Origin of the sequence: Chryseobacterium sp. GVT01B (assembly GCF_019970045.1) — a bacterium.
In the GTDB taxonomy this organism is placed as follows: Bacteria; Bacteroidota; Bacteroidia; order Flavobacteriales; family Weeksellaceae; genus Chryseobacterium.
In genome coordinates, this window is sequence record NZ_JAHXYI010000002.1 from 107268 (window position 1) to 134136 (window position 26869).

Below are 26869 nucleotides of genomic sequence, written 5' to 3' on the forward strand. Positions count from 1 at the left end.
GAATTATACCTATGAAAGCTTTAATCGTGGATGATAACGACATTGCAAGGACAACTTTAGCACATCTGGCAAAACAGATTCCTAATCTCACGGTTATTGATGAATTTTCCAATGCGATCACCGCTTATAATTACCTGCAGTCCAATCCGGTCGATTTAATTTTTCTGGATATAGAAATGCCTGAAATGACAGGAATTGAACTTACGAAAACACTTTCAGGTAAAGATACTATTATCATTTTCACAACTTCCAAAAAAGAGTATGCACTCGAAGCTTTTGAGCTCAATATTGCAGATTATCTTTTAAAACCCATTATGCCGGCAAGATTCCTGCAGGCGGTAAGCAAAGCACAAACCATTCTCGAAAGCAGAAAAGAAAATGTGGAAGTAACCAGAGATGAGTTCCTTTTCGTAAGAGATTCCAATGTTACCAGACGCTTAAAGCTGGATGATATTTTTTACGCAGAAGCCATGGGCGACTATGTGAAGTTTTATACAAAAGAGAAAATGTTTGCCATTCATGGTAAAATGAAAACCGCTGAAGAACGTCTCCCGAAAGATCATTTCATAAGAGTTCACCGCTCTTATATTGTTTCTGTAAGTAAGATTGATACGCTTCAGGATGGCGGGATTATGATCAACGGTAAATTCATTCCCGTAGCGGATGCCTATCGTAAAGCACTTAATACAAGAATGAACGTTTTTTAGCAGTCGAAGATCGATGACCTTCCTACTACTCTATTTTTGATCTTAATCCCTCAATAAACTTAGGGTTATCTTTTTCTTTTACCGATACTTCCACCTTTAATCAGATCGTTATTTATGAAAAAAACATCTTCAGTAATGAATAGTAAACGGTTCAGTTATTTCATTATCCTGGCATTTATTGCAGGTTCGCTCCTATTGATCATTGTTCAGATCAATTCGGCAAGAAATACCAAAGCTCTTATTCAAAATAACAATACCCTTCTGAATGAATTACGTTCAAGCAACCATTTACGGGAGATTGACCGTGATATTCTGGGAGTGGAAAGCAGAATCAGAGCTTCAATTGCCACGAATGACATATCGCATCTGGAAGGTATTGATCAAAAAATCAATCAGATTGAAAATTTTCTGGACTCTCTCTCCAGAGACAATGTAAATGCCGAAGAAGAAAAGCTGATCCACAGGTTAAGTGTTCTTGCCATGGAAAAGAAAACAACCAAAGACAAATTAATGCAGCGTTACAGGTCTTTGGGAAATATGGATGACAATACCTCAATTGCCAATCCACGCGCAAGAAATATTTCTAATGAAATCACCAGGATTACTGCCAAGATCTATGAGAGCAGAAGGCTGAATATGGTTGAGCTCAGTCAAAAAAGTGGAAAAATGGGACAAAAAGCAAGGTTCTATGATATTTCATTGCTGGTTTTGCTCATATTAAGCGGATCCATTGTAGGATATCATATTCTTCGTCAGTTTAACCGTCAGAGATTATTGATCAGTGAACTTGATATTGCTGAAAAAAAGGCATTGATTGCCGCACAAACCAAGGAAAATTTTCTGGCTAATATGAGCCATGAAATCAGAACGCCTTTAAGCGGAATTCTGGGATTCACCAATCTGCTTCAAAAACGTCCACTGGATGAAACATCCGCAGAGTTTGTCTCTTCCATACAGCGTTCCGGAGAAAACCTGATGACCATCATCAATGACATCCTTGATTTATCCAAAATAGAAGCAGGAATGATGCGCATCACACCGGGAATTTTCAGCATCAATGGACTGGTCAATTCCGTTGAGACATTCTTTACAGAACGGACAAAAGAAAAAGGCCTTATTATTTCCAGTGCTATCGAGTCCTCGATTCCTGATACGTTGGTAGGAGATGCAACAAGATTAACTCAGATTCTGGTCAACCTGATCGGAAATGCTGTGAAATTTACCCAGCAGGGAAATATTACTATTGAAATTTATAGTAAACAGCAGACTGAAAAAGAAGCTGTAGTCGGATTCAGGATTTCAGATACCGGCATCGGAATTGACAAAGAAAAGCTCAGTGAAATTTTTGAAAGATTCAATCAGGGAGAAGATTCTACAACCCGAAATTACGGAGGAACCGGATTAGGATTATCTATCGTGAAAAGTTTAATTGTATTGCAGAATGGAGACATTGAAGTAACCAGCGAACAAGGTAAAGGCACAACATTTCATTTTTACCTACCTTACGGAATTGCTGAAGAACAGCTTACTGTACTTCCGGAAGCTGATCCACATTATTTTAAAGATAAATCGAATATTCCCCTGAAAGTTCTGGTGGTAGATGATAATACGATCAATCAAAGCCTGATGAAACATTTACTTTCCCAGTGGAATATTGATTTTCATGTGGTGTCAAACGGTCTTGAAGCAGTCAATTATCTCAGCAGTAATGAATGTGACCTTATATTAATGGATATACAGATGCCGCAAATGGACGGATATGCTGCCACACAAAAAATAAGAGAAGAACTGAAACTTAATATTCCAATCATCGCAATGACTGCCCACGCTCTTCCAGGTGAAAGAGAAAAATGCCTGAGTCGTGGTATGAATGAATATATTCCGAAGCCTGTAAAGGAAGAAGAACTGTTTACGCTGATTTCAAAATTAGGATTGAAAGAACACAACAGAACCGAAAAGAAAACCGAAGATACACCATCTGATTATCAGTACATCAATTTAACTTATATGCACACTGTAAGCGGTGGCGACAAAAGCTTTGAAAAGCTGGTCACCCAACAGTTTACTGAGAATATTCCCAATCATTTACAACAGCTGGCAACAGCATATAAAAATCAGGATTTTGCAGCTATGAAATTATGGGCTCATGACCTGAAATCAAGTATTTCCATAATGGGACTACACCCTTTATTAAAAGAAAAACTGGATATTCTGGAGACAGCTTCAGAAGAAAACCCTGAGTTGAAAAAAATACTGACAGAGGTACAGGAAATTCTGTTACAGGCTGTTTCCGAAGCTGAATCATTTTCAAAATCACTTTAAAAACTAGAAAAAATGAACTTATTTTCACCGATACACATCCGCAGTCTTACGCTAAAAAACAGGATTGCATTATCTCCTATGCAGCAATACAGTGCTAAAAACGGAATTCCGGGCAACTGGCACTTCGTTCATCTGGGAAGCCGGGCTGTAGGCGGAGCCGGACTGATTCTCACAGAATGTACTGCTGTTTCAGAAGAAGGTCTTGCCACATTATACGATGTAGGAATCTGGAATGAAGAACAGAAAAATGCATGGAAAAACATTGTGAATTTCGTTCACGAACAGGATGCAAAAATAGGCATTCAGCTGTGGCATGCCGGAGGAAAAGGAAGTCTGAAGCATCCCAATGAAAGGATGAAACCTCTCACACCGGAAGAAGGAGGCTGGACTGTAAAATCGTCTTCTGCAAGAGAATTTAACGGCGTTTTTGCTGAAGAGCTTACGATAGATGAAATCAGGGGGCTTACCGCTAAATTCGTAAAAGCAGCACTCCGCTCTGTTGAAGCAGGTTTTGATACCATTGAACTTCATGCAGCCCATGGTTACTTATTTCATCAGTTTTATTCCGCCGTGATCAATAAAAGAAAGGATCAATATGGTGGAAGTTTTGAGAACAGAACCCGGTTTCTGATAGAGACCGTTCAGGAAATCAGGAAAGTGATTCCTGCTGCAATGCCTTTGTTCGTAAGAATTTCTTCAGTTGATTATATAGAATCAGATGAAGCCTGGACCTTGGAAGATAGTATCAGACTTTCAAAAGTACTCAAGGAAAACGGTGCAGACTTCATTACTGCATCCGGCGGCGGATTTACCAATGTAAGCAAGGACAAGGTATTTCCCGGATATCAGGTTCCTTTTGCAAAATCAATTAAAGAACAGACGGGAATTATGACCGGAGCTGTCGGAATGATTACAGAAGCAGAACAGGCCAATGATATTATTTCCAACGGAAATGCAGATCTGGTTATTATTGCCAGAGAGCATTTGCGGGATCCTTATTTTGCAATTCACTCTGCTAAAACATTAGGTGTTGAAACAGAGATTCCATGGCAGTATAAAAGAGCATATTAAATCAAACAGAAAAAAATATCAGTTATGGAAAATCAGGGCGCCTCCGTTGTTATTACTCATCATATTCAGGATGGAAAACAGCAGGAATACGAAAAATGGCTGGACGAAATTGTTCCGGTTACCAAGCATTCAGAAGGATTTATTGATCTGCAGATTGTACGTCCTATTCCTGATCTGACTTTTGTATATACTGTTATTATCCGTTTTGATACCATTAAAAACCTTAGAAACTGGATGGAATCAGATGACCGGGAAAAACTCATTGAGCAAGCTAATCCGCTATTCACAAAAAATGACAATTACCAGATAAAATCCGGACTGGATTTCCTTTTTAATTCAGAAAATGAAGGCAATAAAGTTCCTGTCCGCTGGAAACAGTTTCTGGTTACCTGGTCTGCCATTTATCCGCTATCAATTCTTATTCCTGTTGTCATCCTTCCCTTTTTAAGAATATTTTCAATTCCTGCCAATCATTATTTCGACGGATTTGTTAATTCAGGGATCATCGTTTTTCTGATGATATTCTTAGTAATGCCTAATTATACCAGACTGATCAAAAAATGGCTGTATAAATAACCTATTTTTAAAATTACTTATTATCAATCACTGTAACCCACAGTGATTTTTTTATTTTCAATACCATTCATCCTGTTACCATTTGAACTTCCCCGGCTTATTCAACGATACTTTTCGCCTGTTTACCGAACAGCAGTAAAAATTAAAACTGTCGGTTGGTAGCTTTACATCATCAATAAAATAAACAATCAAAACCAACAGCTATGGAAATCGTACAAATACCCGAAAATGCACTATCTCATTCAAGCGTAAGCGTTATCATTAATGCACCCATTGAAAAAGTGAATATCGCAGACTGGCTGCTTAATCTGCCTGATGCCGAATATCAACGTTGCTCAACCCAGCATATTGGGGCTGCAATTTCAACTACTTTTGATGGTAAGCCAGTATCTTTAAATGTCGAAACCATTGGAGATGCACTAATGGTTCAGCATTATGTTGCAGATGTTCACCGTCCTGATTATTGCAGAATGCTTTCCACCTCTGATTCAATTACCAAAAACGGACGTACAAAAGTACAGGTTTTATGGGAACTGAAAGTCACGAAGATTGATGAAAACACCTGCCTTTATACCAATGAAATTCATGCAACAGCTACTCCTGAAATGTTTGAATATCTTAAAGAACACGGCATCAACCTTACAGATGCCGCTGCATCAAGACAAGCCGCTTCTGATACTCACAATCATGAAGAAACTCCAAATTTTGCAAAAAGCATTGAAAATAAAGCATTAACAGGTCAGTATAACCAGCCTTTTTAACACTGGTGGCACCTCTATATTTTTTCAACGACACTTTTTGCCTTTTCACCGAATGACACCTAAAAATAATAGGGTTTCTGGGTAGCTTTACAATAGCAAAAACAAAGAAAATTAATCACTAAAAAATAATAATATGAACTCAACATCATTAAGTTTCAGATACGAATTAGAAAAAAAGGAACCGCGTACCAATGATGGCGGCACAACAAGAGGAGCTTCTGTAAAAGAATTCCCTGCGTCTATAGGTATTGCCGGAGTTTCCATGAGACTACAGCCCGGAAGCATGAGAGAACTTCACTGGCATGCCAATGCTGCAGAATGGGCTTATGTGATTTCTGGAACGGTACGTACAACGATCATTCATCCGGACGGTCACAGTTATACGGATAATTTTGAGCCCGGTGATGTCTGGTATTTTCCAAAAGGTTATGGCCATTCTATCCAGGCTACAGGAACAGAAGAATGTCATTTTATCCTGATTTTTGATAATGGTAATTTTTCAGAAGACCATACGTTCAGCGTTACAGATTTTGTTTCAAGTATGCCCCCTGAAATCGTTGCACAAAATTTAGGTTTGAGTCTTGAAGAAGTAACAGCACTTCCCCAGAAAGAGGTTTACTTCGCTGCAGGAGTTGTTCCTGACGAATTATCCGCTAATGCTGCAGCCCGCCCTGAAGAATCAGATATTGAGCTGACAAGTCTTCACCGCTACCCTTTGCATTCCCAACAGCCAAGAATTATTCCCGGCGGAGGTTTGCAGAGACTGGTTACCCGTAAAGAGTTTCCTATCAGTACAACAATGGCAGGATCTATACTGGAACTTCAGCCCGGAGCATTACGAGAAATGCACTGGCATCCCAATGCTGACGAGTGGCAGTATTTCATTTCAGGACAAGCAGAAATGTCGGTGTTTTTGGCAGAAGGTGTTTCTGTTACAGAGCAGTTCAATGCAGGTGATGTGGGTTATGTGCCTATGGGAGCAGGACATTACATCAAAAATACAGGAGACACGGTCTGTAAAGTACTGATCGGATTTAATAACGGCACCTATGAATCTATTGATATCAGCGAATGGCTTGCAGGAAACCCGAAAGATGTAGTCATAACTAATTTCGGACTGAAAGAAGGAGAAATAGAAAAATTTCCTGAAAAGAAAGTATTTATTAAACCTGGAAAATAAATACTTTGGTTCCGGAAACACAATCTCTTATTTCTGACGGATCTGTCAGAATACAGGAGAAACTTGCAATATTCCTGGCTTTTATCGCAGGATATACCGATGCCACAGGACTGATTCGATGGAAAACCTATGTTTCTTTTATGAGTGGAAATACCACACAGCTGGGAGCCGCTTTTTTCAATGAAAAATCCGGTATAATCATTACTTCTGTTACAGTTATCTTATTTTTTCTGACCGGAATTTATACGGGTACCTGTTTATCTTTATGGAAGAGATGCAGGATTAAAAATATTACCTTCTACATTGTTTCAGGAATCATGATCTTTTACAGTATCGCTGATTATTATGAACATATTGCGAATGTGGTATCCATCGCAGTGATCGGTTTTTCGATGGGCCTTATGAATACGATTGTAACATCAGTCGGCAGCCAAAAGATCAATACCGATTTTGTTACAGGAACTTTAAACAGCCTCGCAAGAGCGGCAGCCCTGTTTGTAATGAATGATAATAAAGACCAGCGCAATGAATATAAAGCGAATATCTTTCATTTATTATTCTTATGGCTGGGTTTTCTCTCCGGTGCTTCGGCGGCTCCTTTCCTACTCGCTTTTTCAGGAAACTGGGCACTGATTTTTCCGGCAGCTTTACTGCTGATCTGCGCATTAACAATACCAATTTCAACTCTTAAAAACTAATTCAATGTTACAAAAAAATACAGTTGCTCCTGATTTTACATTATTTGCAACTCCTGATCAGAAAATCACCTTATCCGAATTCAGAGGCAGAAACGTCATCCTTGCTTTTTATCCCGCAGACTGGAGCCCGGTTTGTAGTGACCAGATGGCTTTGTATAACGAAATGCTGAAATATTTCAAAAAATATGATGCTGAGATTTTCGGAATCTCTGTAGACAGTAAATGGTGTCATCTGGCATTTTCACAATCCAGAAACCTGCACTTTCCATTGCTGGCAGATTTTGAAGCAAAAGGAGAAACCGCAAAGAAATATGGCGTTTATAATTATGAGGAAGGGGAATGCAACAGAGCGCTTTTTGTCATTAATAAAGAAGGCATCATCCAATGGAGCTATCTCTCACCCACGGCGATCAACCCAGGTGCGGACGGAATTTTAGAAGCTTTAGAAAACCTTAATACAAAATAAATATGTCATTAAAACCATCAGTCAGCAATGCTGACCATACCCAGGGCAATTTGGATGCCGATTTAGTCATTGTAGAATACGGGGATTATCAGTGTCCTTATTGTGGAGCCGCCTATCCGGTTCTTAAAGAATTAATGAAAGAATATGGAAATCATATCAGGTTTGTTTTCAGAAACTTTCCTCTGTCGGAAATGCATCTTTATGCAAGGCCGGCAGCGTTGGCAGCAGAAGCGGCAGGATTACAGGGAAAATTCTGGGAAATGCATGATGCTATTTATGAAAATCAGGAATTTCTGAATGAAAACCTACTATTAAAGCTGGCAGAAAAACTGGATTTAAATATCTCTCAATTCAAAGCAGATATTCAAAAGCAGACATTGGCAGAAAAAATAGATACCGACTTTGAAAGCGGTATTGTCAGCGGAGTGAACGGAACTCCATCTTTTTTCATTAACGGAAATAAATTCAATGGCAGCGCTGAAGATCTTTTTCAGCTGGTACGTGAAAATACCATTAGCTAAACAAAATCATTTTTAAAATAAAATCAATTCATAACATTAAAAATATAACAACAATGAGCACATTAACATTAAAAGACGGAACAGAAATTTTTTACAAAGATCAGGGAGAAGGACCAGTACTGATGTTTCACCACGGATGGCCTTTATCATCTGATGACTGGGATGCGCAGGTAATCTTTTTCTTACAGAAAGGATACAGAGTCATTGCCCACGACAGAAGAGGACACGGACGCTCCAGCCAGAATATTTACAATCATACCATTGAACAATATGCTTCTGATGCAGCCGAACTGGTAGAATTTCTTGATCTGAAAGACGTAGTTCACATCGGACACTCAACAGGTGGTGGTGAAGTAATCCGCTATGTGAACAAATATTCTAACGGAAGAGCTAAAAAAGCAGTTCTGATCAGCGCCATTCCACCGGTAATGGTAAAAAGTGAAAGCAATCCTGATGGGGTTCCGATTGAAGTTTTTGACAATATCAGAGACCAGACCCTCAACAACAGAAATCAGTTTTATATTGATTTGACATTTCCTTTCTACGGTTACAACAGAGAAGGAGCCAACATCAAGGAAGGTATTCAGAGAAACTGGTGGAGACAAGGAATGATGGGCGGTATCGTAGCACATTATGACGGTATAAAAGCTTTTTCTGAAACAGATTTAACTGAAGATCTGAAAGCCGTTGACATTCCTGTTTTGGTGATGCATGGTGAGGATGATCAAATTGTTCCTATTGCAAATGCAGCATTAAAATCAATTAAATTATTAAAGAACGGAAAACTGATTACCTATCCCGGTTTCCCCCACGGAATGCCTACCACAGAGCACGAAACAATTAACAAAGATATCCTGGAGTTTATCAGATCTTAACCTGATCTTCTCTTACTTCTATACTAAGATGAGCCTTTTATAAGACTCATCTTTTTTATTATTTTCAGAAAAACATGATATTTTCATTCCGAAACCCCAGCATATCAATAATATACAGAGCACAAAATCAGTTTTGTAAGTAATCTTTAATCGTTTTCAATACTCCAAAACTGTCATTAGTAGAAGCTTCAAAATTAGCTGCCTGCTTCACATTCGGGTGAGCATTTTCCATAGCATAGGAATATTTTGCATTCTTCAGCATTTCTATATCATTCATATAATCCCCGAAAGCCATTGTATTTTCAGGAGAAATCCCAAGTGACTTCTGAAGTATTTTCAGAGCGTTTCCCTTATTGATATCTTTATTCATGACATCCAGCCAATGCGCTCCGGAAACAACAACTTCAAGTCCCTGATCTTCAAATTTTTTAAGGGCAGGATAAAGATGCTTTTCGGAACCATCCGGATGATAAACTGCAATTTTAAAGGCGGTATCATCAATTTTTTCCGTCAGATCATCTTTCTTCATGTTTTTGGTATAGTACTTTGAGAAAAAATCTACGAACTGCTGATCGTCGGTTTCATAATAAGCATATTTCTTAGCGGATAATACAGCTTTAGCACCCGGTATTTCACGAACTGTCTTGATGATCTCAACAATATGTTTATACTCCAGGGTATCAGCAAAAAGTTCCTGATCTTTATAGATTATATAACCTCCGTTTTCAGCAATAAAACCGATCTCGCTCTCTATATCTCCGAAATAATGGGTTATCCCGGGCATCTGCCTTCCGCTTGCCGGTACAAATAAAATGTTTCTTTTTTTCAGTTCCTTATAAACATCCGAAAACTCAGGGCTCATTTCATGGCTGGAATTAAGAAAAGTCCCATCCATGTCCGTAACAATCAATTTAATATGCTCCATAATTTTTAGTGGGAAAAGCTACATTCTGAATGAATCAGAATTACAATTGGTTTATTCTTTTTCAAAGATACCGATTTTATTATTTTTTCTTGCAATGAATATTTCTTAATATTTTATTTTGCCCTAACTTTTTAATACCTTGAATTTTTCTTTTGCTATGTTCCCTATTCAGTAAAAACAATTATAATAGTCATTAGTGACAGCCCATATCCAAATTTGAAAAAGTAAATTATTATTTAGGCAATAAGTATAAAATTGATCATTACCACAAAAAACATTCAGTATATTTGTAATAGGACTCATCGTATTTAAAATGTTGACAGATAAATTTGGAAGGAATATTAATTATCTCAGGCTTGCAATTGTAGACCGTTGTAATCTCCGATGTACATACTGCATGCCGGAAAATGGTCTTACCTGGATCAAGCAAAAGGAATTAATGACTGATGAAGAAATGCTCAGAATCTGTTCTGTATTTACAAAAATGGGAGTAGATAAAATCCGGATCACCGGCGGAGAACCCTTTGTAAGAAAAAACAGCATTGAACTTATCCGGGAAATATCACAATTAGACGGCCTGACTGATCTCAGTTTAACAACCAATGGCCTTCTTACCGAGCCCTATATTCCGGAACTTAAAAAATTTGGGATAAAATCTGTTAATCTAAGTCTTGATACCCTTGATAAAGACCGATTTTTCAAAATTACCAGAAGAAACAGCTTTGATAAGGTCATGAAAACGTTAGAAGCTCTTCTTCAGCATCATATCAAAGTAAAAATCAATACGGTGGTGATGGAAAATGAAAATATTGAGGATATTATTCCTTTGGTGGAACTTACGAAAGATCTTCCCGTTGATGTGCGTTTTATTGAAGAAATGCCTTTCAATGGTGGTGATACAGATATTTCTCTGAAATGGAATTTCTCACAGATTTACAACTATATAAAAGAATATTCCCCTGAAATACAAAAGATTCAAGATCCTAAACATTCAACGGCATATAATTATAAGATTCCCGGCTTTACTGGAAATATAGGAATTATTGCAGCGTATACACGTTCATTTTGCGGAGATTGCAACAGAATAAGAATCACACCTTCCGGTATTCTCAGAACCTGCCTTTATGAAGGTACCGGTGTAAATCTCAAAGATGAGATCCGGATGGGAAAAACAGATGAAGAGCTTAAAGATATCATAATCAACAGCATAAAAAACAAACCAAAGGACGGATGGGAAGCTCAAAAAGAGAGTCTTACCGCATCACAAATTCATCAGTCTATGGCAACAATCGGAGGATAATTATGGAAATGATCAGTGTACAACAGGCAGAAGAAATTATACTTTCTCAAATCAAAAACTTTGGAACCGAAGAGATTTTCTATGAAAATGCTTTAGGAAGGATTTTAGCTGAAAGTATTACAGCAGATTCCGATTTGCCACCCTTTGACAGATCTACGGTAGATGGAATTGCAATACATTTTAAATCATATAAAAATGGAATTCACACCTATAAAATAAAAGCTGTACAAGCCGCCGGAGAACTTCCTGTTTTTATTGATACTGAATACGAATGCATTGAAATCATGACCGGAGCCGCATTGGATTCTTCTGTAGATACCGTGATTCGTTATGAAGATATTTCGATTAATAATAATCTGGCGGGCTTTACGATTCCGATAAAAAAGGGACAGAATATCCATCTGAAGGGAAAGGACAAAAAAGCAGGAGAAATATTGGTAAAAGCCAGTCAGGTCATCACCCCCTCCATTCTCGGGATTGCTGCATCAGTCGGAAAAACATTGTTAACCGTAAAAAAACTTCCTAAGGTTGCTATTATTTCCACCGGAGACGAAATGATATCCCCTGAAGACCAGCCTACTCCATTTCAGCTAAGACGTTCTAATGGAATCACTATAAAATCCGTTTTGGAAAAATATAAAATCAGCGCAGATCTGCTGCATTTGAGTGACGATTTTCAATTAATAAAAAACGAGCTTTCACGATGTATCGAAACATATGACATCTTGCTGATGAGCGGCGGAGTGTCTATGGGAAAATTCGATTATCTGCCTAAAGCCTGTGAAGAAGCGGGAATAGAAAAACTTTTCCACAAAATAAAACAAAGGCCTGGAAAACCTTTTTGGTTTGGAAAAAGCCAGAATGGAAAACTGGTTTTTGCCTTTCCCGGGAATCCTGTTTCCGTATTGATGTGTCTTCACCGATATTTTATTCCCTGGCTGGAAAGATCTTTAGAGATTCCGGAAACTGCCCAATATGCGGTTTTGCAGAATGACCTTGATTTCTCTTTTCCATTACAGTATTTTGCTCAGGTAAAACTCAGTGTTAACTCATCGGGGCAGGTCATTGCAGAATCTGTCAATACCAATGGTTCCGGAGATTTTTCCCATCTTGCGGAAACCGATGCATTCATAGAACTTCCTCTGGAAAAAACGGAATTCAGAAAGGGTGAAGTCTACAAAGTCTGGAAATATAATTTTTAATCTAACACATGACAAATTTTTCACATCTTAATAAAAAGGAACAACCGGGCATGGTAAATGTCGGGCAGAAAAAAATTACGCACCGAAAAGCAGTAGCTAAAGCGGTGGTAATACTTCCTGAAAATATTTTGGCTGCACTTCAACAGGAAGATTTCAAAACAAAAAAAGGCTCGGTGTTTCAGACCGCTATTATTGCCGGAATAATGGCCGCTAAAAAAACAGGCGAACTAATCCCACTCTGCCATCCGATTGGTATGGATAACTGTGAGGTAGAGATTGATATCAATACTGAAAACGAAATTGAAATCTATTGCACTGCTGAGATTGAAGCTAAAACAGGTATCGAAATGGAAGCTCTTACAGGAGCATCTGTTGCCGCCCTTACCATTTATGATATGTGCAAAGCGATGAGCCATGATATTGTAATCAAAGAGATAAAACTAATCGAAAAATCAGGTGGAAAAAATGACTTCAAAAGAGACTGATTTTCCCCAGTTAAACGGACTGGTACTTGCAGGGGGAAAAAGCCTGCGAATGGGAAATCCTAAAGATAAAATCAATTGGCACGGGAAAGAACAGCGGTATTATGCAGCTGATCTTTTAGCTCCGTTTTGTGAGAATGTTTTTATTTCCTGCAGACAGGACCAATTGGAACATTTCGATACGGATTATAACGCCCTTACCGATACTTTTTTAAATATGGGCCCTTTCGGTGGAATACTTTCTGCCTTGCGTACCCAAAGAGATAAAGCATGGCTGGTGGTAGCTTGTGATCTTCCCCTGCTGGATAAAAATTCATTAGAATTTCTGATCCGGTCCAGAGATATTGAAAAGGCCGCCACAACTTACGAAAGTCCTTTTGACGGTTTGCCCGAACCTTTGATCACCATCTGGGAACCTAAAAGCTATCCATTACTCCTGAATTTTTTAGGCTTAGGAAATACCTGTCCCAGAAAAGTTCTGATGAATAGTGATACATTAATCCTGAAACCCAATAATCCTGATGCTTTGATGAATGTAAATACACCGGAAGAAATGACAAAAGCAAAGGAAATTCTAAAGAAATCATAAAAACATGCCTATGAACGATCCTTTTGAACGCTATCACTGCCAGATCTCTTTACCTGGATTTGGTATTTCTTCCCAGGAATTGCTTCATCATGCTAAAATTCTGATTGTGGGCATGGGAGGTCTTGGCTGTCCTACGGCACAATATCTCGTTTCTTCAGGAATAGGTACGATTGCTCTTGCGGATGATGATCTTGTCTCGGAAAGCAACCTGCACCGCCAGATTCTATATACTCCCCAGGATATCGGAACGTATAAAGTAGATGCTGCGGCAAAAAAACTACAACAGCAAAACCCAGCCGTTTCCATAATTCCTTATCGTTTGAAAGTAGCTTCCTCCAATGTTATGGATTTGATTTCTGAATTCGATCTGATTGTGGAAGGAACAGATAATTTTGAAACGAAATGTCTGTTGAATGACGCCTGCGTTCTGGCTGGAAAACCTTTAGTTTATGGTGCTATTTACCAATATGAAGGCCAGGTAAGCATCTGGAATGTCTTACAGGAAGATGGCACCTACTCCCCCAATTACCGTGATGTTTTTCCTGATGCTGAAGAATCTCAGGTTCCCAACTGCAGAGAAGGCGGTGTACTTCCTACGTTAGCAGGCATTATTGGATGTATGCAGGCCAATGAAGTTATAAAATATTTTACCCAGCCACAGGATGTATTAGCCGGAAAATTATGGCTGATGAATGTTCTGAACGGCAAAACCCAGGTTATTAAATTAAGAAAAACATCTGCACAAATTACATCTTTGCCCCAGACTGTTCAGGTTATTACGTTTGAACAGCTGATGCAGGAGAAAAATCATTTTGAAATTATAGATGTACGTTCTGTAGAAGAACATCAACATTTCAATATCGGCGGAACCAATATTCCTGTGGAAGAACTACAACACCATGTACATTCCTTTTCCGGTTTGTCAAAACCTCTTTTGGTGTATTGTCAATCCGGGAAGCGTAGTGCACAAGCTGTAAAAAAGATAAAAAAGGCTTTCCCTGACAAAGAAGTGTTTTCATTAAAAGGCGGTATTAATACCATACAGCCTTAGGATTACAGACTCAATTTCCGTGAGTTCAGATTCTTTACATTTATCTTTTAATCAAATAAACTTTCATCGGAATAAAAAACCTTTCCATCATATACTCTTGCTGGTGAGGTATAAGGATGTTCTTCTATTTTTCCGACATTCATAATATGCTCTACTTTCCAGCCTCTTGCTTTAAGATAATCAGAAACCATAGATCTGTGGCAACTCCACCATACCGCCTCAGAGCACATAAAAGCTGTTGTCTTTTCCCTGGCAATGTGTTCCAGCTTTTCAACCGCGGTTACAAATTCTGAGGTTTGCATATAATCAGCATATCCCCGGAAAGATTCATTCCGCCATCGGCTGTTTACTGAACCGGGCTGTACCTTTCTCCTGCCTCCCAATTCTTCAAGATGGACATATTCAATATTATTTTCAGGGAGTATCTTTTCCAGATTTTCTTTATTGAACCACGGATATTTTTTTGATCCTGGAAATGTCCGGATATCTGCTAAAAATTTAACGTTAAACGAATTAAGCATTTCAATGAAATCATCCAATGAATGAACAGAATGTCCGATTGTATAAATCACTTTTTTTTCTGAAACCTTCATACAATTACCTTTTAGCCCTGTCAATCAATAATATTCTGAGTTATTTTTTGAGAAGCAGCAATCTGTTCTCCTGCCATCTCATGAATCGTTTCATCAATCATTATGCACATACTATTAAGAGCCAAATCATTGGCATCTGTTCCAAAAGGCTCTTCAATCTCATCCGCTATTGCTTCAAACGCAACAAAGGTATAAGCCACAAATACCACAATAAGCGGTGTAAACCATCCTAATGAATCTACCAGTCCAAACGGCAGCAAGAAACAATAGATATACACCGTCCGATGCAGCAAAACCCTGTAGCTATAAGGAATTGGCGTTGAAATAATTCTTTCACATCCTCCCAAAATATCAGAAAGCTTATCAAAATTTTCATCAAAACGTGCCTGCTGAATAGAATCCAGACCGCCTTCCTCTTTTGCTTTCTGAACCCATTCTGCAAGCAATCTCATAATAACTGCCGGTTTATATTTGGATACTGCTACAATTTTCAGTTCGTCTTCATTAAGCCTTACCTGTAAATCTTCATAAGCATCTGTTCCTCTCAGCTGATGTTTCAGCGCAAAGACAAAAGCACTAAGTAACTGAACAAAATGATGAACTGAAACCTGATTATGGTCTAGATTTTTCAAGGTGAGTGCCTGGCGGGTCAATGCGCGGGCCGTGTTCAATAAAGCTCCCCATAACTTACGTCCTTCCCAGAACCGGTCATAGCTGGCATTGTTTCTGAATCCGAGAAATAAGGCCAATACAAAACCGAAAAGCGTAAGGGGTGCAGGATTTAACGGAACCTTAAATGAAAGAATCGTTCCATGGAAATAGGTCACCAATAAAGAAAGCATTAAAAGCAATCCCAAACGGGGAAGCAATGCAGGCAAAACAGAACCGTGCCATACAAAAAGCATTCTGAACCAGTGTTCCTTTTTTCTTATGATCATTGTTAAACTCTAAAATATTATGTTGCATCTCTGCATCAAAATCTAATTGTAGAAAATATTTTCTTCATGATTATAATTTGTTGCATTACAATGGTTCCAGACCTGTTCCGGCTGCTGCAATCACATGGTCATCAATCTTTTTAAAAATATCAGGGCTGTGTTTCCGGATTTTGATACGGACATATTTGGAAGCAGGCATATTAGCTCCATTTACTACATTATTAATGGATACCAAAACATTGGTTTCCGGAAAATAAGTCATAGTACTTTTCTGCGGAATAGGATATTTTACAACAATAAAAAGAGGGGCAATTCTTTCAATTCCATCATCATAATTGAAAAGATCTACGTGATCTCCTTCTTTGAGGCCGGCTTTTTCAATATCTTTTTCGTTCATCATGACAATCCTTCTTTCATTGAAAATCCCACGGTAACGGTCATTCAAGCCATAAACAACAGTATTGAACTGATCGTGTGTTCTGGTGGTTCCCATCAGATATTCATCATCGGCAAGCGAATTGTCAGGCACAGCTGTTATATTGAAAGCTGCTTTTCCCGGATAAAATTCACTGTTGAAGATACCATCTCTTGGTCCGTTCGGAAGGTAAAAACCTCCTTTCTGCACCACTCTTTCGTTATAATTTTCAAATCCCGGAATACATTGTTCAATATCATTACGAACGGCATCATAGCTATTAATAAATTGATCCCAATCTACCACAGAACGTTCACCCAAAACAGCTTTTGCCATTTTGCAGGCAACATGCGTTTCGTTGATGAGGTGTTTTGAAATAGGATCGAGAACACCTCTTGACCATTCTACAACACCCATTGAATTTTCTGTACTTACATGTTGAAGTTCTCCATTGATCATATCTTTTTCACTTCGGGAAATTACCGGTAAGATCAAAGCTTCTTTCCCATGGATAAGATGGCCTCTGTTAAGTTTTACAGAAACAATCACAGACATTTCCAGTTTTCGCATGGCTTCTGCGGTAAAGGTTGTATCCGGTGCTGCCGAAAGGAAATTTCCACCCATACAGAACATAAACTTTACTTTTTCCTGATGCATTGCTTTCAATGCGTTCACAACATCGTAACCGCCTTCCCTGGGAACTTTGAAACCGTAATATTCTTCTAATCTGTCTAATTGTTCAGTCGTAGGATGATGGTTAATCAGTAATGTTCTGTTTCCCTGTACATTGCTGTGGCCACGAACAGGACAGGCTCCTCCACCCTGAATTCCTATGCTTCCTTTCATCAACAGGAGATTCACAATATTATAAATCATTTCCACACCATTATGCTGCTGGGTAATTCCCATACCCCAACAAATAATAATGCGTTTTTTTGAAGCAATCATCTGTGCGGCTTCTCTTAGATTTTCAACCGAAATGCCACATTCTTCTGATAAGAAATTGAGGTCATAGCGTTTCAATTCTTCAACCAATTCGTTGAAACCTGCCGTTTTGTTAATTATAAAATCCTGATCTAAAACTTTCCCCGGATTTTTAGCTTCTTCTTCCAATACCAGAATCTGAAGGGCTTTTAAAAGTGCCATATCTCCATTGATCCTGACGGGAAGGTATAAATCTGACAATTCATAAGGCTTATTCAGCAAAGCACGAACTTCCTGAGGATTTTTGAAACCCTTTAAACCAGCTTCAGGAAGCGGATTGATGGCCATAATTTTTGCTCCGTTCTTTTTCCCTTTAGTCAAAGCGGAAAGCATTCTCGGTGAATTCGTTCCTGGATTTTGTCCTATAATAATGATGAGATCCGTATCATAAAAATCTTCCAGCTTTACCGTTCCTTTTCCAATCCCAATACTTCTGGAAAGCGCATAACCAGAGGTTTCGTGGCACATATTGGAACAGTCCGGAAAATTATTGGTTCCGAATTCACGGGCAAACAGCTGGTACACCCAGGTAGCTTCATTACTGGTTCTTCCTGAGGTATAGAATATGGCTTCATTAGGAGAATCCAAAGTGTTCAGTTTTCCGGCAATTTTTGCAAAGGCATCATCCCAGCTTATCGGCTGATAATGTGTTCCTCCTTTCGGCAGGTACATGGGTTCTGCAATTCTTCCCAACTGACTGATTTCAAAATCTGTTAGTTTCGCTAAATCATATACTGAATTTTCTTTGAAAAAATCTGCTCCTATTGTTTTCGAGGTTGCTTCTTCCGCCAGGGCTTTTGCCCCGTTTTCACAGTATTCACCCAACTTAGAACGTTCGTCATCCGGATCCGGCCAGGCACAGCTCGGGCAATCGAAACCGTCAAACTGATTCATACTGAAAAGTGCCCTTCCTCCACGGAGAACAGAAGCGTTGAGCACCAGCTGGTCCAGTGAATGGATAACAGCCGGAAATCCTGCTGCCCAGAGTTTTGGTGGTTTCAGTTTCAAATCCAGCAATTTATAAGGAGGTTCTGCTGAAGGTAACTGGCCTTTGTCCTCTCTTATTGTATTGAATTCATCTCTGTTTTCCATGATTTTTTAATTTAAAAAATTAGCACTTTAAACTTGGGTTAGGATAATTGTCGCTTTGATCTTCCAAAGTATTATCAATGCATACAAAATCCTTTTCTATTAAAATTTTCACCAGCCCGGATTGTCCGTCAAAGCCGACTCTGTCTGTGGAAATCCATTCTGTGATCATTGTTCCGGGCATTTTCAGAACAATTTTATTTTCAATAAAAGTCGCAGAAAGCTCTGAATCGTCAGTTTTTTCGATAGTATAAATAAACGGACGGTCTATAAATTCTGTAAAGCTTGAGATGACTCCGCTCTTCCCTAGTTCTGCAACTTCAGACTGTGTAAGACGAAATCTTACTGAATTATCTTTAATTCTTATTTTCATAATAAATTTTCAATTTTAAAATGGCTCCCGTTATGGTAAATATTAAAGCGATTATCCCGTAGAAAGCCCAATAAAGTCATATCAAATTCTTTTGCGAGATCTACTGCCAGGCTGGAAGGTGCTCCTATTGCTGCAACAGTAGTAATTCCTGCCATTGCCGCTTTCTGAATAAGTTCAAAACTGGCCCTTCCGCTTAAAATCAGAATTTTATCCGTAAGAGGAAGAAGGTCCGCAGACATGGCATGTCCTATAAGTTTATCCAATGCATTATGTCTTCCTACATCTTCCCGTAAAGCAAGCAGATTGCCTTCCAAGTCAAAGATACCGGAAGCATGTATACCTCCTGTAGCACTGAAATTATTCTGAAAAGAACATAGTTTTTCGGATAACTGATAGATGGTTTCAAGGGAAACAACCGTATTCTCTTTTTTCTGATGAAGGAAAGGGCTTACGGTTCGTATAGATTCTATGGAGCCTTTTCCGCATACGCCACAACTGGAAGTCGTGTAAAAGTTCCGGTCGGCTTTCCTGAGTTCAGGAACAAAATTATCGACAAGCTCAACGATTACAACATTTTCATTGTTTCTGGAACATTCAGATTCAGGGTAATGTATATTTTTAATCTGATTCCGGTTGGAAATGATTCCTTCGGTAAATAAAAAGCCTGCTGCCAGTTCTGCATCGTTTCCGGGAGTCCGCATGGTTACTGATATATTTTTAGATTCTTTTTGATCTGCTGCAAGATATGAAACCCTTATTTCCAAGGGTTCTTCTATAGAAATATCATCTGTAAAAGGAAAACTGCTGTTCCCATTGATTTTGACAATTTCTATCTGTTTGACTGATTTATTGGATAACAGATCGGCTTTCATGATTTAACAACTGGTCTAGTAAAGGTACAAAATTTTATTCCTCAAATCAGGGATGTGCAGAAACCCATTCTTCTCCGTTTTCCAGCACTTCTTTTTTCCAGATAGGAACCGTTTGCTTGATCGTCTCAATAATATAGCTGCACGCATCGAAAACAGTATTTCTATGCCCATCGCTTACAACGATTATTACCGCTGTATCACCCGGAAATAAAGTTCCGGTACGATGGTGAACTACAATATTTTTCACTGAAAATAAAGAGATAGCCTTATCTGCAATTTTCCGCATCTCCTTAACGGCCATAGATTCATAGCACTCATACTCCAGTCTGGTAACAGTTTTATCTTTGGTATGATTTCGTACTGTTCCTACAAATGATGCAATTCCCCCGCATGCCGGATCGGAAGCAAGGGTAAAACACTCTTGGATATCTAGTGGATTCTCTGTTATTTTTATATCAATCATATCTGTTATCCGCCGCTTACCGGAGGGATTATTGCTATTTCGTTAGAAACTGTTACAATTTGACTGTCTTCTGCATATTCATCATCAACGGCAATAAAATAGGATTTCAGTTTTTTCAGTTCCGGAAAATCTTTTTCCAGCAATGTTTTCAGTGCTTTAACATCAGCACCTTCATCTATTTCTATTTCTTTTTCCGAGGTTCCGAAAATGTCTTTCGTGATTCCGAATGCTAATATTTTGAGTATCATTTTTACTTTTAGCTGATTAACATATTATATAAAAACATTTAGGATAATAATCGTTCTTTAATAATTTAAAAAACTCAATGCTCCGTAAATATTGCAGAATATTATTTTCTTACAATAATACTGATTTTTAAAGCGGTATTTGAGCTTAGGATAAAAAAGTTAGCCCTGCAATTTGTAAAAAGAATGTTCTAAAGTGGTTAGGGAATAAAAAAATCCTGCAAACTTTAATTTTTGCAGGATGTATACATCTTTTTAGTAGATTCTGAAGATTTTATCAGATACATAAAGTGGAGAATACGGGATTCGAACCCGTGACCTTTTGACTGCCAGTCAAACGCGCTAGCCAACTGCGCCAATCCCCCATATTTTCTTTAATCGCGAAGCGGGTACAAAAGTAAGTATTTAAATAATATATGCAACTATTTTGTGGTTTTTATTTCATAAAAATTTGAAACTCTTCTATAGTTCTTTCTGACCATATTAAGTTATAGACAAAAAGTAAAAGAATCCAATAACTATAGGGCTATAAAAAAGGCCGATAACCGGCCTTTATAAATTAATGAACTTCTTTATCCCATGGTGCTTTAATAAGAACACTACAAGCAAAAGTACAAGATGCGATTGAGCTAAATTCTCCAATATATCTGGTTCCACAGGTACATGAGAAGCCTCCTCCAATTGTTTTTAAGGCATTTCTTGATAATTTTTTCATAATAAATTTTTGATTAGGCTGTAAAATTAAAGATGGATAAAATCCAATGCAAGGAAGAATTAGTAAGTGTGCATGAGTAGAAAATAAGTGTAGAAAGAATAAAAATCACTTCAGGTATCAAATATAATGTTCATCCCCTATTAAGAGGTTTAACATAAAAAGATAATCGTTACGGGTTTCCGTAAATAAAATTCAGCCTATAAAAGTATCTTAGAAGTATGAAAGAATTTATTAAAGATTGTCTATTATTTCAAAGTTCGGATTGGCCTGTAAAAATAATCGGAATGATCACCTGGCTATGTATAACAGGATGGCTGGTTTTGGTTTACCAGATCTTTTTTAAGTAGCTTTATTAGTTTTTGGAAAATATCCAGGAAACAGAAAGACAGAACTGGAGCTTATAAAAACTCAGCACGAAAGAGACAACAATAAATGAAATGAATTCCAGAAGTTCGACCACATACTCAAACCTGGTAAACGAAGCGTTTCTCAATAAATGACAAAAGAAAAGAAGATTTGCATTTTACTTACTATGGATGAATAATATAGCGTATCAACACTACAACACCGTATATTTTTCATAAAACGGAGTAATCTTAGTCTTTACAATAACTAATGTAACTAAGTCATTACATATCAGACAGGATATAATCATTGTCCTGTACCATCTTTTAATTGTAAAGGTAATCCAGTTTCCCTTTTCGATCAATTGGTACATTTTTTTCTTAAAATACCTCACAATATGATCCTTCCTCTTTCCTTTTAATGAAAATAAGTCTTTCATAATCTTTGATAATCTTTAATAATTTTTAGTTTAACAAGTTTTTATGTTATCCTTATTTCATGGTTAGTTTTATTATTCCAAATATAGTGAAATACAAGAATTGCCATTATGATTAAGATCATAAAACTTATGTTAAAATATCATAAATCCCTTATAACAGGGAATTTTTATTTACAGATGATTGGTAAAGGAGTAAAAAAACAAGCAAAAAAATGTGGTACTTTTTTTTATAAAATTTACTGAATATGGTTTATTTTTTGTTGTGCGTTTTATAAATTTTTAAACATAATTCATTATTAACTTATAAAATTTAAAGACATGATAATAAGTGAAGATTTATTATTAGCCTATGGTGCAAATTATGAAAGCTTTGAAACGAATCAAACGATTTTTCATGAAGGAAATTTGCCAAAGTTTTATTATCAGATTATTAATGGTATTGTTGAACTAAACAATTATCACGAAGACGGTAAAGAATTTATTCAAAACATTTTGTATGACGGGGAGAGTTTTGGAGAATCATTTCTTTTTGATGAAAAGGTCTACCCTACCAACGCTACCGCTAAAATGCCCTGCACTGTTCTCAAATTATCCAAAACAGATTTCTTCAGCTTACTGGATCAAAATCCGGAAGTTTCTTCCAAAATGTTTAAATGCCTGGCTGAGCGGTTATATTACAAGTATGTGATGTTATTTAATGTTTCCTCACCGGATCCCTTAAATAAGCTCAAAACAGTAATGGACTATCTGAAGGGCAATAATGACAATAACAAATACTCATTTCAGATTCCTCTCACTAGACAGCAGTTAGCTAATTTAACAGGGCTGCGCGTGGAAACAGTGATCAGAACAATTAAAAAAATGCATAATGCGCATTTAATAAAAGTTCAGAACAGAAAGATATTTTATTAAAAATCAGGAATTCGGTAATAGCAGACAAAAAACTGAGAAACTCCCTGAAAAAGGGAGCTTCCCAGCATATATTAAGACATTTGTGTATTGCTCGTACAAGTTTCGGGTATCAATAAGTTGCTGTCAATCAAATAATGATAAGACAGAAGGATTCCCATTATTAAAATTTATATTTTCTGAACCTACTTATGAATCAATATCATTATTGTTCTACGATGGTCAGAGAATTGTATGCTCCGCTTCCTGATATATCAAATTGGCTTATTGTACCGTCAAATGCTACTGTGATCCAGGTAAAGGGTCTTAACTTATCTCCTTTGTTCAAATAAACACTTACGGTACATGCAGAACCCACAGGTACGGCATTAGGACTAGCTCCTGTGTCTGAAGCATATCCGTTATTAGTTTTTACCCTTTGAGTGATTGTACCTCCGGTATTTCTAACCTCCCAAATGGCTTCTGTCTGGTTATTTCCTCCGGTATTTACCTGGCTGGACTGCAGAGCAAAAGTAAAGGTTGCAAAATATACTCCTGTTCGGGGAGCAACAAACTCTCCTGTGGCGGGATCAAAATTGTTGGTAGGCACTCCAGAATCTGAGTCAAGTTTTTCAACCCAATTGGTTAAATAAGAGGATCTACGTTGTACAATACCAGATTTAGTTCCTATTTCTGAGGGTGTTGCACTTTCAAACACATAGGTATCCTGAGTGATCTTATTAGCCATCACGACAATACGGGGCTTACCTTTAGGAAAAAAACTTACCCAGTTTATACCGTCAGAAAACTCTAAATAACCTTTTACTCCAATGGCAGGACTTGCAACATACCGCAAAGCTCCTGCTCCAGCCTGGCTCGCAGTTTTATCGGTATTGCCTATCGCAATTGAACCATTATTTCCACTGCGTAAATCTACAGCAACCTTAGGGCTGGGAACTAATACTCCTAACCTACCCGTATTGTCTATAACAACCTTACCTGCATCTGTACTGATTTCAACGGGATTTATCGGATTTCCTACTCCAAATCCTATTTGTGCATTAACACGGAGAACTCCTAAAAGCAGAAGAGTAAAAATTAAGAGTGCTTCTTTGATTTTATATAGCTGTATCATCATTATATTTTTTTATAACTCACTAATACTTAGATTATTTAATTTTCCATCATTTAAGGTATTCCTTGCAGCACCCAGATTATGTTTAACACTGAATTTAATCGTGTTACCTGTCTTGAGGTTGAAGATTGCATTACAGTTTCCGCTTATAAAATTGCTTACAGCTCCTGCCTGAAATGCAGGATAAGAGTTTACTGTTTTAAATATGGGAATATTCTCAGCACTCTGATTACTTTCTATTGCCGTTTCTATAAAGGTATTCTTAGGGATATTGCCACTAGCTAGCGTAATATTAAATGACACCAGATAAAATCCGTCACGGGGAGCTGTAAAAGTACCGTTGGAAGGATCAAAGTCTCCATTTGGAACTGCCGTGCCTAGATCAACGGTCTCATTCCAGCCTGATATTGGAGTGGTTGTATTGTTTCCAATACTTTGCGCAGAGGTTTTATTGGCATTAACAAGTGCTTTGGTTGGAGCTTTAAGGGGAAGCGCAATCCATTGTTCACCATCTGAATATTCTAAAAATCCACTTGTATTATAACGTATAGCACCGGCACCAGCCTCAATTGGCGTTTGCACACTTGTTCCCACCCCGATAATTCCTTTATTGTCTGCAGAACGAAGATCAAGTTTGGTAACCGGATTCAGCAAGCCGATTCCAAGGTTGCCTGTTGTACCTACCACAATATCATTAGCTGCTTTCAGAGCATTCGGGGTATCACCGTTGTCTTTTGCTGCATCTATGTGTAAAGTCTGCGCAGGATTATGAGTAAAAATACCTACCTGCGCAAAAATGTTCCCTGAGGAAAAACATAAAATATATGCAAGCAGTGTAAATGGTATACTCCTATTCTTTTTCATCATATTGAATTTTTTAATGTTCGATAATTGTTAAATTATTAAACCCATCATCCGGATTAGTGGGATCTGTAGAATTACTTGTGACCCTAAGCGTAACAGCACCACTCGAGATGAGATTATGCCAAAGCCTCGTCACTACTTTTGTACCTGCATTCAATGTAAGGGTAACTGTACTTGATCCTCCGGCCTGAGTAGATCGTGTTGCATTAGCATCATCGGGAGTGCCTGTCATCGATTGTCCGAAAGTTTTATACACACTTGCCAGCACTGTGTTTGTTGTTGTATTGTAAAATTGTGATTCAACTCTGGAACCGTCATTTATAACGACCCCATTAAAATTAAAGGTTAATAAAAAAGTATATGTACCATCACGGGGAGCTGTAAAGACTCCTAAAGTTCCATCAAAACTATTGCTCATATCACGTACTACATTCCAGTTACCGATATTGGTTGCTGAGCCCTGTGTTATTGACTGGCTTGTAATTTTACGTGCAACAACAACCGACTTCTGGGGAGCAACATAGGCCTTGCTCCATACTGAGCCATCTGATACTTCAATCTTTGGCCCTACAGGTGCATTGATGACATCATACCTTACAGCTCCTGCTCCTGCCACAGACGCACTCATCGTAGTTGTATTTAAACCCATTGCATTTTCCGGGCCCGAAGACCTCATATCAAGCTTTACCTTAGGATCAAGAACTCCTAACCCTAAAAAACCTGTAGTCTTGTTGATAATAACATCGTTTGCAGCCTGAGCAGCTGTTGGTATTCCGGTCGCAACATTATCTCTTGCGCCATCTACATGTAAAATACCCTGAGGATTTGATGTTCCAATCCCTGTTTGGGCGTCTAAGGGAGAAAAAAGGCCATACATTCCACCCAATATTACTATGGTCATTTTTTTATTCATCTGTTGCATATTTTTAATTGAATGATGATCTATAAGAGATCTTTCAAAAGGTTGAGAACTATTTAGATAGGAAAAAGACTTTTCCATTTAGTAACAGTATTCCTGCTTAGTTTAAAATGCTCGGCAAGTTGGGAATTGTTCAGCCTATTTTTCTTTTGATATTCTAATATTTGATAAATTACAGATTCATTATAAGAGCGGTGTTTCTGATTAAAAACACTGTTTTCTTTGGAACTGTTTCTGAAAAGAAGCTCATTAAGGTCTATAATATCAAGCACTGATAAATTTGATTTATCTAATAAATGGCTGCATATTTCTTTTTTTTCAGGGAATTTTATATTGATGATATCATTAAAAATTTTTTTATAATCAGGCGTGTTTTTCATTCAATTAATCTTTCTTTTTTGATTGTGCATATTTGTTCACCCATTTGTACAAGGTAGATCTCGGAATTCTGTACTCCTGTACAATTTGCATTTGTGTTTTATTTCCATTTCCAATTTGTTCCAGAATAAAGTCTACCATTTCTTTTGTATAGATATTTTTCCGGTATTGAGGAAGAGAGGTTTTCTTTTCAGAATAATTTGAAATCGCTTGTGGAGCATAAAGGATCAGATACTGAGAATAAAGTCTGAAAAAATCATATTCCAGCAGTGTACTTAGTTTCAGTATGATTTCAGAATCCAAAGACTTTTCAGATAACATAGAATTCAGTTCGTCTTCTGTACATTTTAGAAATTTACATATTCGGAGTATATTGATATTCCGTTCTTCAATACGCAGTTTTATCAGAGATCCTATATGAATGTTCTTAAGATCAAGGATCATTGGCGTAAAGCTTTTACAGTTATTTTTTTCATCATTCAGGTTTT

The 26869-nt window shown here is 37.7% G+C and carries 30 protein-coding genes and 1 tRNA gene; 16 read left to right on the forward strand and 15 right to left on the reverse strand.

All coding sequences use genetic code 11. The features are described from left to right. Nucleotides 1-11: 11 nt before the first annotated feature. The 10 genes from LC457_RS03945 to LC457_RS03990 all read left to right on the forward strand — a co-directional run bounded on the left by LC457_RS03945 (nucleotide 12) and on the right by LC457_RS03990 (nucleotide 9177). Entirely contained in the window at nucleotides 12-707 is a 696-nt protein-coding gene (locus LC457_RS03945) for a LytTR family DNA-binding domain-containing protein (protein ID WP_223598701.1), read from the forward strand. A gap of 135 nt (nucleotides 708-842) precedes the next feature. After that, nucleotides 843-3029, forward strand: a complete 2187-nt coding sequence (locus LC457_RS03950; protein WP_223598702.1) for a hybrid sensor histidine kinase/response regulator — start codon at nucleotides 843-845, stop codon at nucleotides 3027-3029. A 12-nt stretch (nucleotides 3030-3041) separates the two neighbouring features. Beyond that, nucleotides 3042-4100, forward strand: coding sequence for an NADH:flavin oxidoreductase/NADH oxidase (locus LC457_RS03955; protein WP_223598703.1), 1059 nt, complete (start codon nucleotides 3042-3044; stop codon nucleotides 4098-4100). A gap of 24 nt (nucleotides 4101-4124) precedes the next feature. Next, entirely contained in the window at nucleotides 4125-4676 is a 552-nt protein-coding gene (locus tag LC457_RS03960; protein WP_223598704.1) for an antibiotic biosynthesis monooxygenase, read from the forward strand. A gap of 203 nt (nucleotides 4677-4879) precedes the next feature. After that, entirely contained in the window at nucleotides 4880-5437 is a 558-nt protein-coding gene (locus LC457_RS03965) for a hypothetical protein (protein WP_223598705.1), read from the forward strand. 133 nt (nucleotides 5438-5570) lie between these two features. Next, nucleotides 5571-6617 carry a cupin domain-containing protein gene (locus LC457_RS03970; RefSeq protein ID WP_223598706.1) on the forward strand — a complete coding sequence of 349 codons (1047 nt, stop codon included), beginning with the start codon at nucleotides 5571-5573 and terminating at the stop codon, nucleotides 6615-6617. 5 nt (nucleotides 6618-6622) lie between these two features. Next, complete coding sequence (locus LC457_RS03975; RefSeq protein WP_223598707.1) at nucleotides 6623-7315, forward strand: YoaK family protein; 693 nt, start codon at nucleotides 6623-6625, stop codon at nucleotides 7313-7315. Between the two features lie 4 nt (nucleotides 7316-7319). Further along, nucleotides 7320-7781: a redoxin domain-containing protein gene (locus LC457_RS03980; RefSeq protein WP_223598708.1), complete on the forward strand. Its 462-nt coding sequence runs from the start codon at nucleotides 7320-7322 to the stop codon at nucleotides 7779-7781. Between the two features lie 2 nt (nucleotides 7782-7783). Next, nucleotides 7784-8302 (forward strand): thioredoxin domain-containing protein, encoded by a 519-nt coding sequence (locus tag LC457_RS03985; protein ID WP_223598709.1) that lies wholly within the window; start codon nucleotides 7784-7786, stop codon nucleotides 8300-8302. 53 nt (nucleotides 8303-8355) lie between these two features. Continuing rightward, on the forward strand, nucleotides 8356-9177 hold the full coding sequence (locus LC457_RS03990; protein ID WP_223598710.1) for an alpha/beta fold hydrolase: 822 nt from the start codon (nucleotides 8356-8358) through the stop codon (nucleotides 9175-9177). A 127-nt stretch (nucleotides 9178-9304) separates the two neighbouring features. On the opposite strand, the gene LC457_RS03995 is transcribed toward LC457_RS03990, so the two are convergent. Further along, nucleotides 9305-10102, reverse strand: coding sequence for a Cof-type HAD-IIB family hydrolase (locus LC457_RS03995; protein ID WP_223598711.1), 798 nt, complete (start codon nucleotides 10100-10102; stop codon nucleotides 9305-9307). Nucleotides 10103-10415: 313 nt separating this feature from the next. On the opposite strand from LC457_RS03995, the gene moaA reads away from it, so the two are divergent. From moaA to LC457_RS04020, 5 genes are read left to right on the forward strand one after another with little or no spacing between them, the layout of a single operon-like run. Then, entirely contained in the window at nucleotides 10416-11402 is a 987-nt protein-coding gene (gene moaA / locus LC457_RS04000) for a GTP 3',8-cyclase MoaA (RefSeq protein ID WP_223598712.1), read from the forward strand. Nucleotides 11403-11404: 2 nt separating this feature from the next. Further along, entirely contained in the window at nucleotides 11405-12604 is a 1200-nt protein-coding gene (locus tag LC457_RS04005; protein WP_223598713.1) for a molybdopterin molybdotransferase MoeA, read from the forward strand. An 8-nt stretch (nucleotides 12605-12612) separates the two neighbouring features. Continuing rightward, nucleotides 12613-13089 (forward strand): cyclic pyranopterin monophosphate synthase MoaC, encoded by a 477-nt coding sequence (gene moaC, locus LC457_RS04010; RefSeq protein WP_223598714.1) that lies wholly within the window; start codon nucleotides 12613-12615, stop codon nucleotides 13087-13089. After that, a complete protein-coding gene (locus LC457_RS04015) occupies nucleotides 13070-13675 on the forward strand; it encodes an NTP transferase domain-containing protein (RefSeq protein WP_223598715.1) in 606 nt (201 codons plus the stop codon). The genes moaC and LC457_RS04015 overlap by 20 nt, the downstream gene beginning before the upstream one ends. A gap of 10 nt (nucleotides 13676-13685) precedes the next feature. Beyond that, nucleotides 13686-14726 carry a HesA/MoeB/ThiF family protein gene (locus LC457_RS04020; protein WP_223598716.1) on the forward strand — a complete coding sequence of 347 codons (1041 nt, stop codon included), beginning with the start codon at nucleotides 13686-13688 and terminating at the stop codon, nucleotides 14724-14726. A gap of 47 nt (nucleotides 14727-14773) precedes the next feature. Here the strand turns inward: LC457_RS04020 and LC457_RS04025 are convergent, their stop codons facing one another. The 9 genes from LC457_RS04025 to LC457_RS04065 all read right to left on the reverse strand — a co-directional run bounded on the left by LC457_RS04025 (nucleotide 14774) and on the right by LC457_RS04065 (nucleotide 21413). Next, the gene (locus LC457_RS04025; protein WP_223598717.1) at nucleotides 14774-15319 is read right to left on the reverse strand and encodes a DUF488 family protein; all 546 of its coding nucleotides are present in this window, start codon (nucleotides 15317-15319) and stop codon (nucleotides 14774-14776) included. Between the two features lie 20 nt (nucleotides 15320-15339). Then, a complete protein-coding gene (locus tag LC457_RS04030) occupies nucleotides 15340-16257 on the reverse strand; it encodes a bestrophin family protein (RefSeq protein WP_223598718.1) in 918 nt (305 codons plus the stop codon). An 85-nt stretch (nucleotides 16258-16342) separates the two neighbouring features. Next, nucleotides 16343-18748 (reverse strand): FdhF/YdeP family oxidoreductase, encoded by a 2406-nt coding sequence (locus tag LC457_RS04035; protein WP_223598719.1) that lies wholly within the window; start codon nucleotides 18746-18748, stop codon nucleotides 16343-16345. Nucleotides 18749-18767: 19 nt separating this feature from the next. Continuing rightward, entirely contained in the window at nucleotides 18768-19118 is a 351-nt protein-coding gene (locus LC457_RS04040; protein WP_223598720.1) for a hypothetical protein, read from the reverse strand. Then, nucleotides 19115-19990: a formate dehydrogenase accessory sulfurtransferase FdhD gene (gene fdhD, locus LC457_RS04045; protein ID WP_223598721.1), complete on the reverse strand. Its 876-nt coding sequence runs from the start codon at nucleotides 19988-19990 to the stop codon at nucleotides 19115-19117. Before fdhD ends, LC457_RS04040 begins: the two co-directional genes overlap by 4 nt. 46 nt (nucleotides 19991-20036) lie before the next feature. Continuing rightward, nucleotides 20037-20453 (reverse strand): molybdenum cofactor biosynthesis protein MoaE, encoded by a 417-nt coding sequence (locus LC457_RS04050; protein ID WP_223598722.1) that lies wholly within the window; start codon nucleotides 20451-20453, stop codon nucleotides 20037-20039. A 5-nt stretch (nucleotides 20454-20458) separates the two neighbouring features. Next, nucleotides 20459-20701, reverse strand: coding sequence for a MoaD/ThiS family protein (locus tag LC457_RS04055; protein WP_149832085.1), 243 nt, complete (start codon nucleotides 20699-20701; stop codon nucleotides 20459-20461). 288 nt (nucleotides 20702-20989) lie between these two features. After that, nucleotides 20990-21063: transfer RNA gene (locus LC457_RS04060), tRNA-Ala, on the reverse strand. 194 nt (nucleotides 21064-21257) lie between these two features. Further along, nucleotides 21258-21413, reverse strand: a complete 156-nt coding sequence (locus tag LC457_RS04065; protein WP_223598723.1) for a hypothetical protein — start codon at nucleotides 21411-21413, stop codon at nucleotides 21258-21260. Nucleotides 21414-22515: 1102 nt separating this feature from the next. Here LC457_RS04065 and LC457_RS04070 point away from each other — a divergent pair. Next, nucleotides 22516-23109 (forward strand): Crp/Fnr family transcriptional regulator, encoded by a 594-nt coding sequence (locus tag LC457_RS04070; protein ID WP_223598724.1) that lies wholly within the window; start codon nucleotides 22516-22518, stop codon nucleotides 23107-23109. A 202-nt stretch (nucleotides 23110-23311) separates the two neighbouring features. On the opposite strand, the gene LC457_RS04075 is transcribed toward LC457_RS04070, so the two are convergent. From LC457_RS04075 to LC457_RS04095, 5 genes are all read right to left on the reverse strand, one after another. After that, on the reverse strand, nucleotides 23312-24223 hold the full coding sequence (locus LC457_RS04075) for a complement C1q domain-containing protein (RefSeq protein WP_223598725.1): 912 nt from the start codon (nucleotides 24221-24223) through the stop codon (nucleotides 23312-23314). 9 nt (nucleotides 24224-24232) lie between these two features. After that, a complete protein-coding gene (locus LC457_RS04080) occupies nucleotides 24233-25087 on the reverse strand; it encodes a hypothetical protein (protein WP_223598726.1) in 855 nt (284 codons plus the stop codon). Nucleotides 25088-25097: 10 nt separating this feature from the next. Continuing rightward, entirely contained in the window at nucleotides 25098-25985 is an 888-nt protein-coding gene (locus LC457_RS04085; RefSeq protein ID WP_223598727.1) for a hypothetical protein, read from the reverse strand. 74 nt (nucleotides 25986-26059) lie between these two features. Next, entirely contained in the window at nucleotides 26060-26383 is a 324-nt protein-coding gene (locus tag LC457_RS04090) for a helix-turn-helix domain-containing protein (RefSeq protein WP_223598728.1), read from the reverse strand. A gap of 4 nt (nucleotides 26384-26387) precedes the next feature. Next, complete coding sequence (locus LC457_RS04095; protein ID WP_223598729.1) at nucleotides 26388-26825, reverse strand: helix-turn-helix domain-containing protein; 438 nt, start codon at nucleotides 26823-26825, stop codon at nucleotides 26388-26390. Nucleotides 26826-26869: the final 44 nt, after the last annotated feature.

What these genes read in the sequence shown, in the direction of transcription:
- LC457_RS03945 (WP_223598701.1), top strand. Translation starts at nt 12, where the DNA reads ATGAAAGCTTTAATCGTGGATGATAACGACATTGCAAGGACAACTTTA.
- LC457_RS03950 (WP_223598702.1), top strand. Translation starts at nt 843, where the DNA reads ATGAATAGTAAACGGTTCAGTTATTTCATTATCCTGGCATTTATTGCA.
- LC457_RS03955 (WP_223598703.1), top strand. Translation starts at nt 3,042, where the DNA reads ATGAACTTATTTTCACCGATACACATCCGCAGTCTTACGCTAAAAAAC.
- LC457_RS03960 (WP_223598704.1), top strand. Translation starts at nt 4,125, where the DNA reads ATGGAAAATCAGGGCGCCTCCGTTGTTATTACTCATCATATTCAGGAT.
- LC457_RS03965 (WP_223598705.1), top strand. Translation starts at nt 4,880, where the DNA reads ATGGAAATCGTACAAATACCCGAAAATGCACTATCTCATTCAAGCGTA.
- LC457_RS03970 (WP_223598706.1), top strand. Translation starts at nt 5,571, where the DNA reads ATGAACTCAACATCATTAAGTTTCAGATACGAATTAGAAAAAAAGGAA.
- LC457_RS03980 (WP_223598708.1), top strand. Translation starts at nt 7,320, where the DNA reads ATGTTACAAAAAAATACAGTTGCTCCTGATTTTACATTATTTGCAACT.
- LC457_RS03985 (WP_223598709.1), top strand. Translation starts at nt 7,784, where the DNA reads ATGTCATTAAAACCATCAGTCAGCAATGCTGACCATACCCAGGGCAAT.
- LC457_RS03990 (WP_223598710.1), top strand. Translation starts at nt 8,356, where the DNA reads ATGAGCACATTAACATTAAAAGACGGAACAGAAATTTTTTACAAAGAT.
- LC457_RS03995 (WP_223598711.1), bottom strand. Translation starts at nt 10,102, where the DNA reads ATGGAGCATATTAAATTGATTGTTACGGACATGGATGGGACTTTTCTT.
- moaA (WP_223598712.1), top strand. Translation starts at nt 10,416, where the DNA reads ATGTTGACAGATAAATTTGGAAGGAATATTAATTATCTCAGGCTTGCA.
- LC457_RS04005 (WP_223598713.1), top strand. Translation starts at nt 11,405, where the DNA reads ATGGAAATGATCAGTGTACAACAGGCAGAAGAAATTATACTTTCTCAA.
- moaC (WP_223598714.1), top strand. Translation starts at nt 12,613, where the DNA reads ATGACAAATTTTTCACATCTTAATAAAAAGGAACAACCGGGCATGGTA.
- LC457_RS04015 (WP_223598715.1), top strand. Translation starts at nt 13,070, where the DNA reads ATGACTTCAAAAGAGACTGATTTTCCCCAGTTAAACGGACTGGTACTT.
- LC457_RS04020 (WP_223598716.1), top strand. Translation starts at nt 13,686, where the DNA reads ATGAACGATCCTTTTGAACGCTATCACTGCCAGATCTCTTTACCTGGA.
- LC457_RS04025 (WP_223598717.1), bottom strand. Translation starts at nt 15,319, where the DNA reads ATGAAGGTTTCAGAAAAAAAAGTGATTTATACAATCGGACATTCTGTT.
- LC457_RS04030 (WP_223598718.1), bottom strand. Translation starts at nt 16,257, where the DNA reads ATGATCATAAGAAAAAAGGAACACTGGTTCAGAATGCTTTTTGTATGG.
- LC457_RS04035 (WP_223598719.1), bottom strand. Translation starts at nt 18,748, where the DNA reads ATGGAAAACAGAGATGAATTCAATACAATAAGAGAGGACAAAGGCCAG.
- LC457_RS04040 (WP_223598720.1), bottom strand. Translation starts at nt 19,118, where the DNA reads ATGAAAATAAGAATTAAAGATAATTCAGTAAGATTTCGTCTTACACAG.
- fdhD (WP_223598721.1), bottom strand. Translation starts at nt 19,990, where the DNA reads ATGAAAGCCGATCTGTTATCCAATAAATCAGTCAAACAGATAGAAATT.
- LC457_RS04050 (WP_223598722.1), bottom strand. Translation starts at nt 20,453, where the DNA reads ATGATTGATATAAAAATAACAGAGAATCCACTAGATATCCAAGAGTGT.
- LC457_RS04055 (WP_149832085.1), bottom strand. Translation starts at nt 20,701, where the DNA reads ATGATACTCAAAATATTAGCATTCGGAATCACGAAAGACATTTTCGGA.
- LC457_RS04065 (WP_223598723.1), bottom strand. Translation starts at nt 21,413, where the DNA reads ATGAAAAAATTATCAAGAAATGCCTTAAAAACAATTGGAGGAGGCTTC.
- LC457_RS04070 (WP_223598724.1), top strand. Translation starts at nt 22,516, where the DNA reads ATGATAATAAGTGAAGATTTATTATTAGCCTATGGTGCAAATTATGAA.
- LC457_RS04075 (WP_223598725.1), bottom strand. Translation starts at nt 24,223, where the DNA reads ATGATGATACAGCTATATAAAATCAAAGAAGCACTCTTAATTTTTACT.
- LC457_RS04080 (WP_223598726.1), bottom strand. Translation starts at nt 25,087, where the DNA reads ATGATGAAAAAGAATAGGAGTATACCATTTACACTGCTTGCATATATT.
- LC457_RS04085 (WP_223598727.1), bottom strand. Translation starts at nt 25,985, where the DNA reads ATGACCATAGTAATATTGGGTGGAATGTATGGCCTTTTTTCTCCCTTA.
- LC457_RS04090 (WP_223598728.1), bottom strand. Translation starts at nt 26,383, where the DNA reads ATGAAAAACACGCCTGATTATAAAAAAATTTTTAATGATATCATCAAT.
- LC457_RS04095 (WP_223598729.1), bottom strand. Translation starts at nt 26,825, where the DNA reads ATGATCCTTGATCTTAAGAACATTCATATAGGATCTCTGATAAAACTG.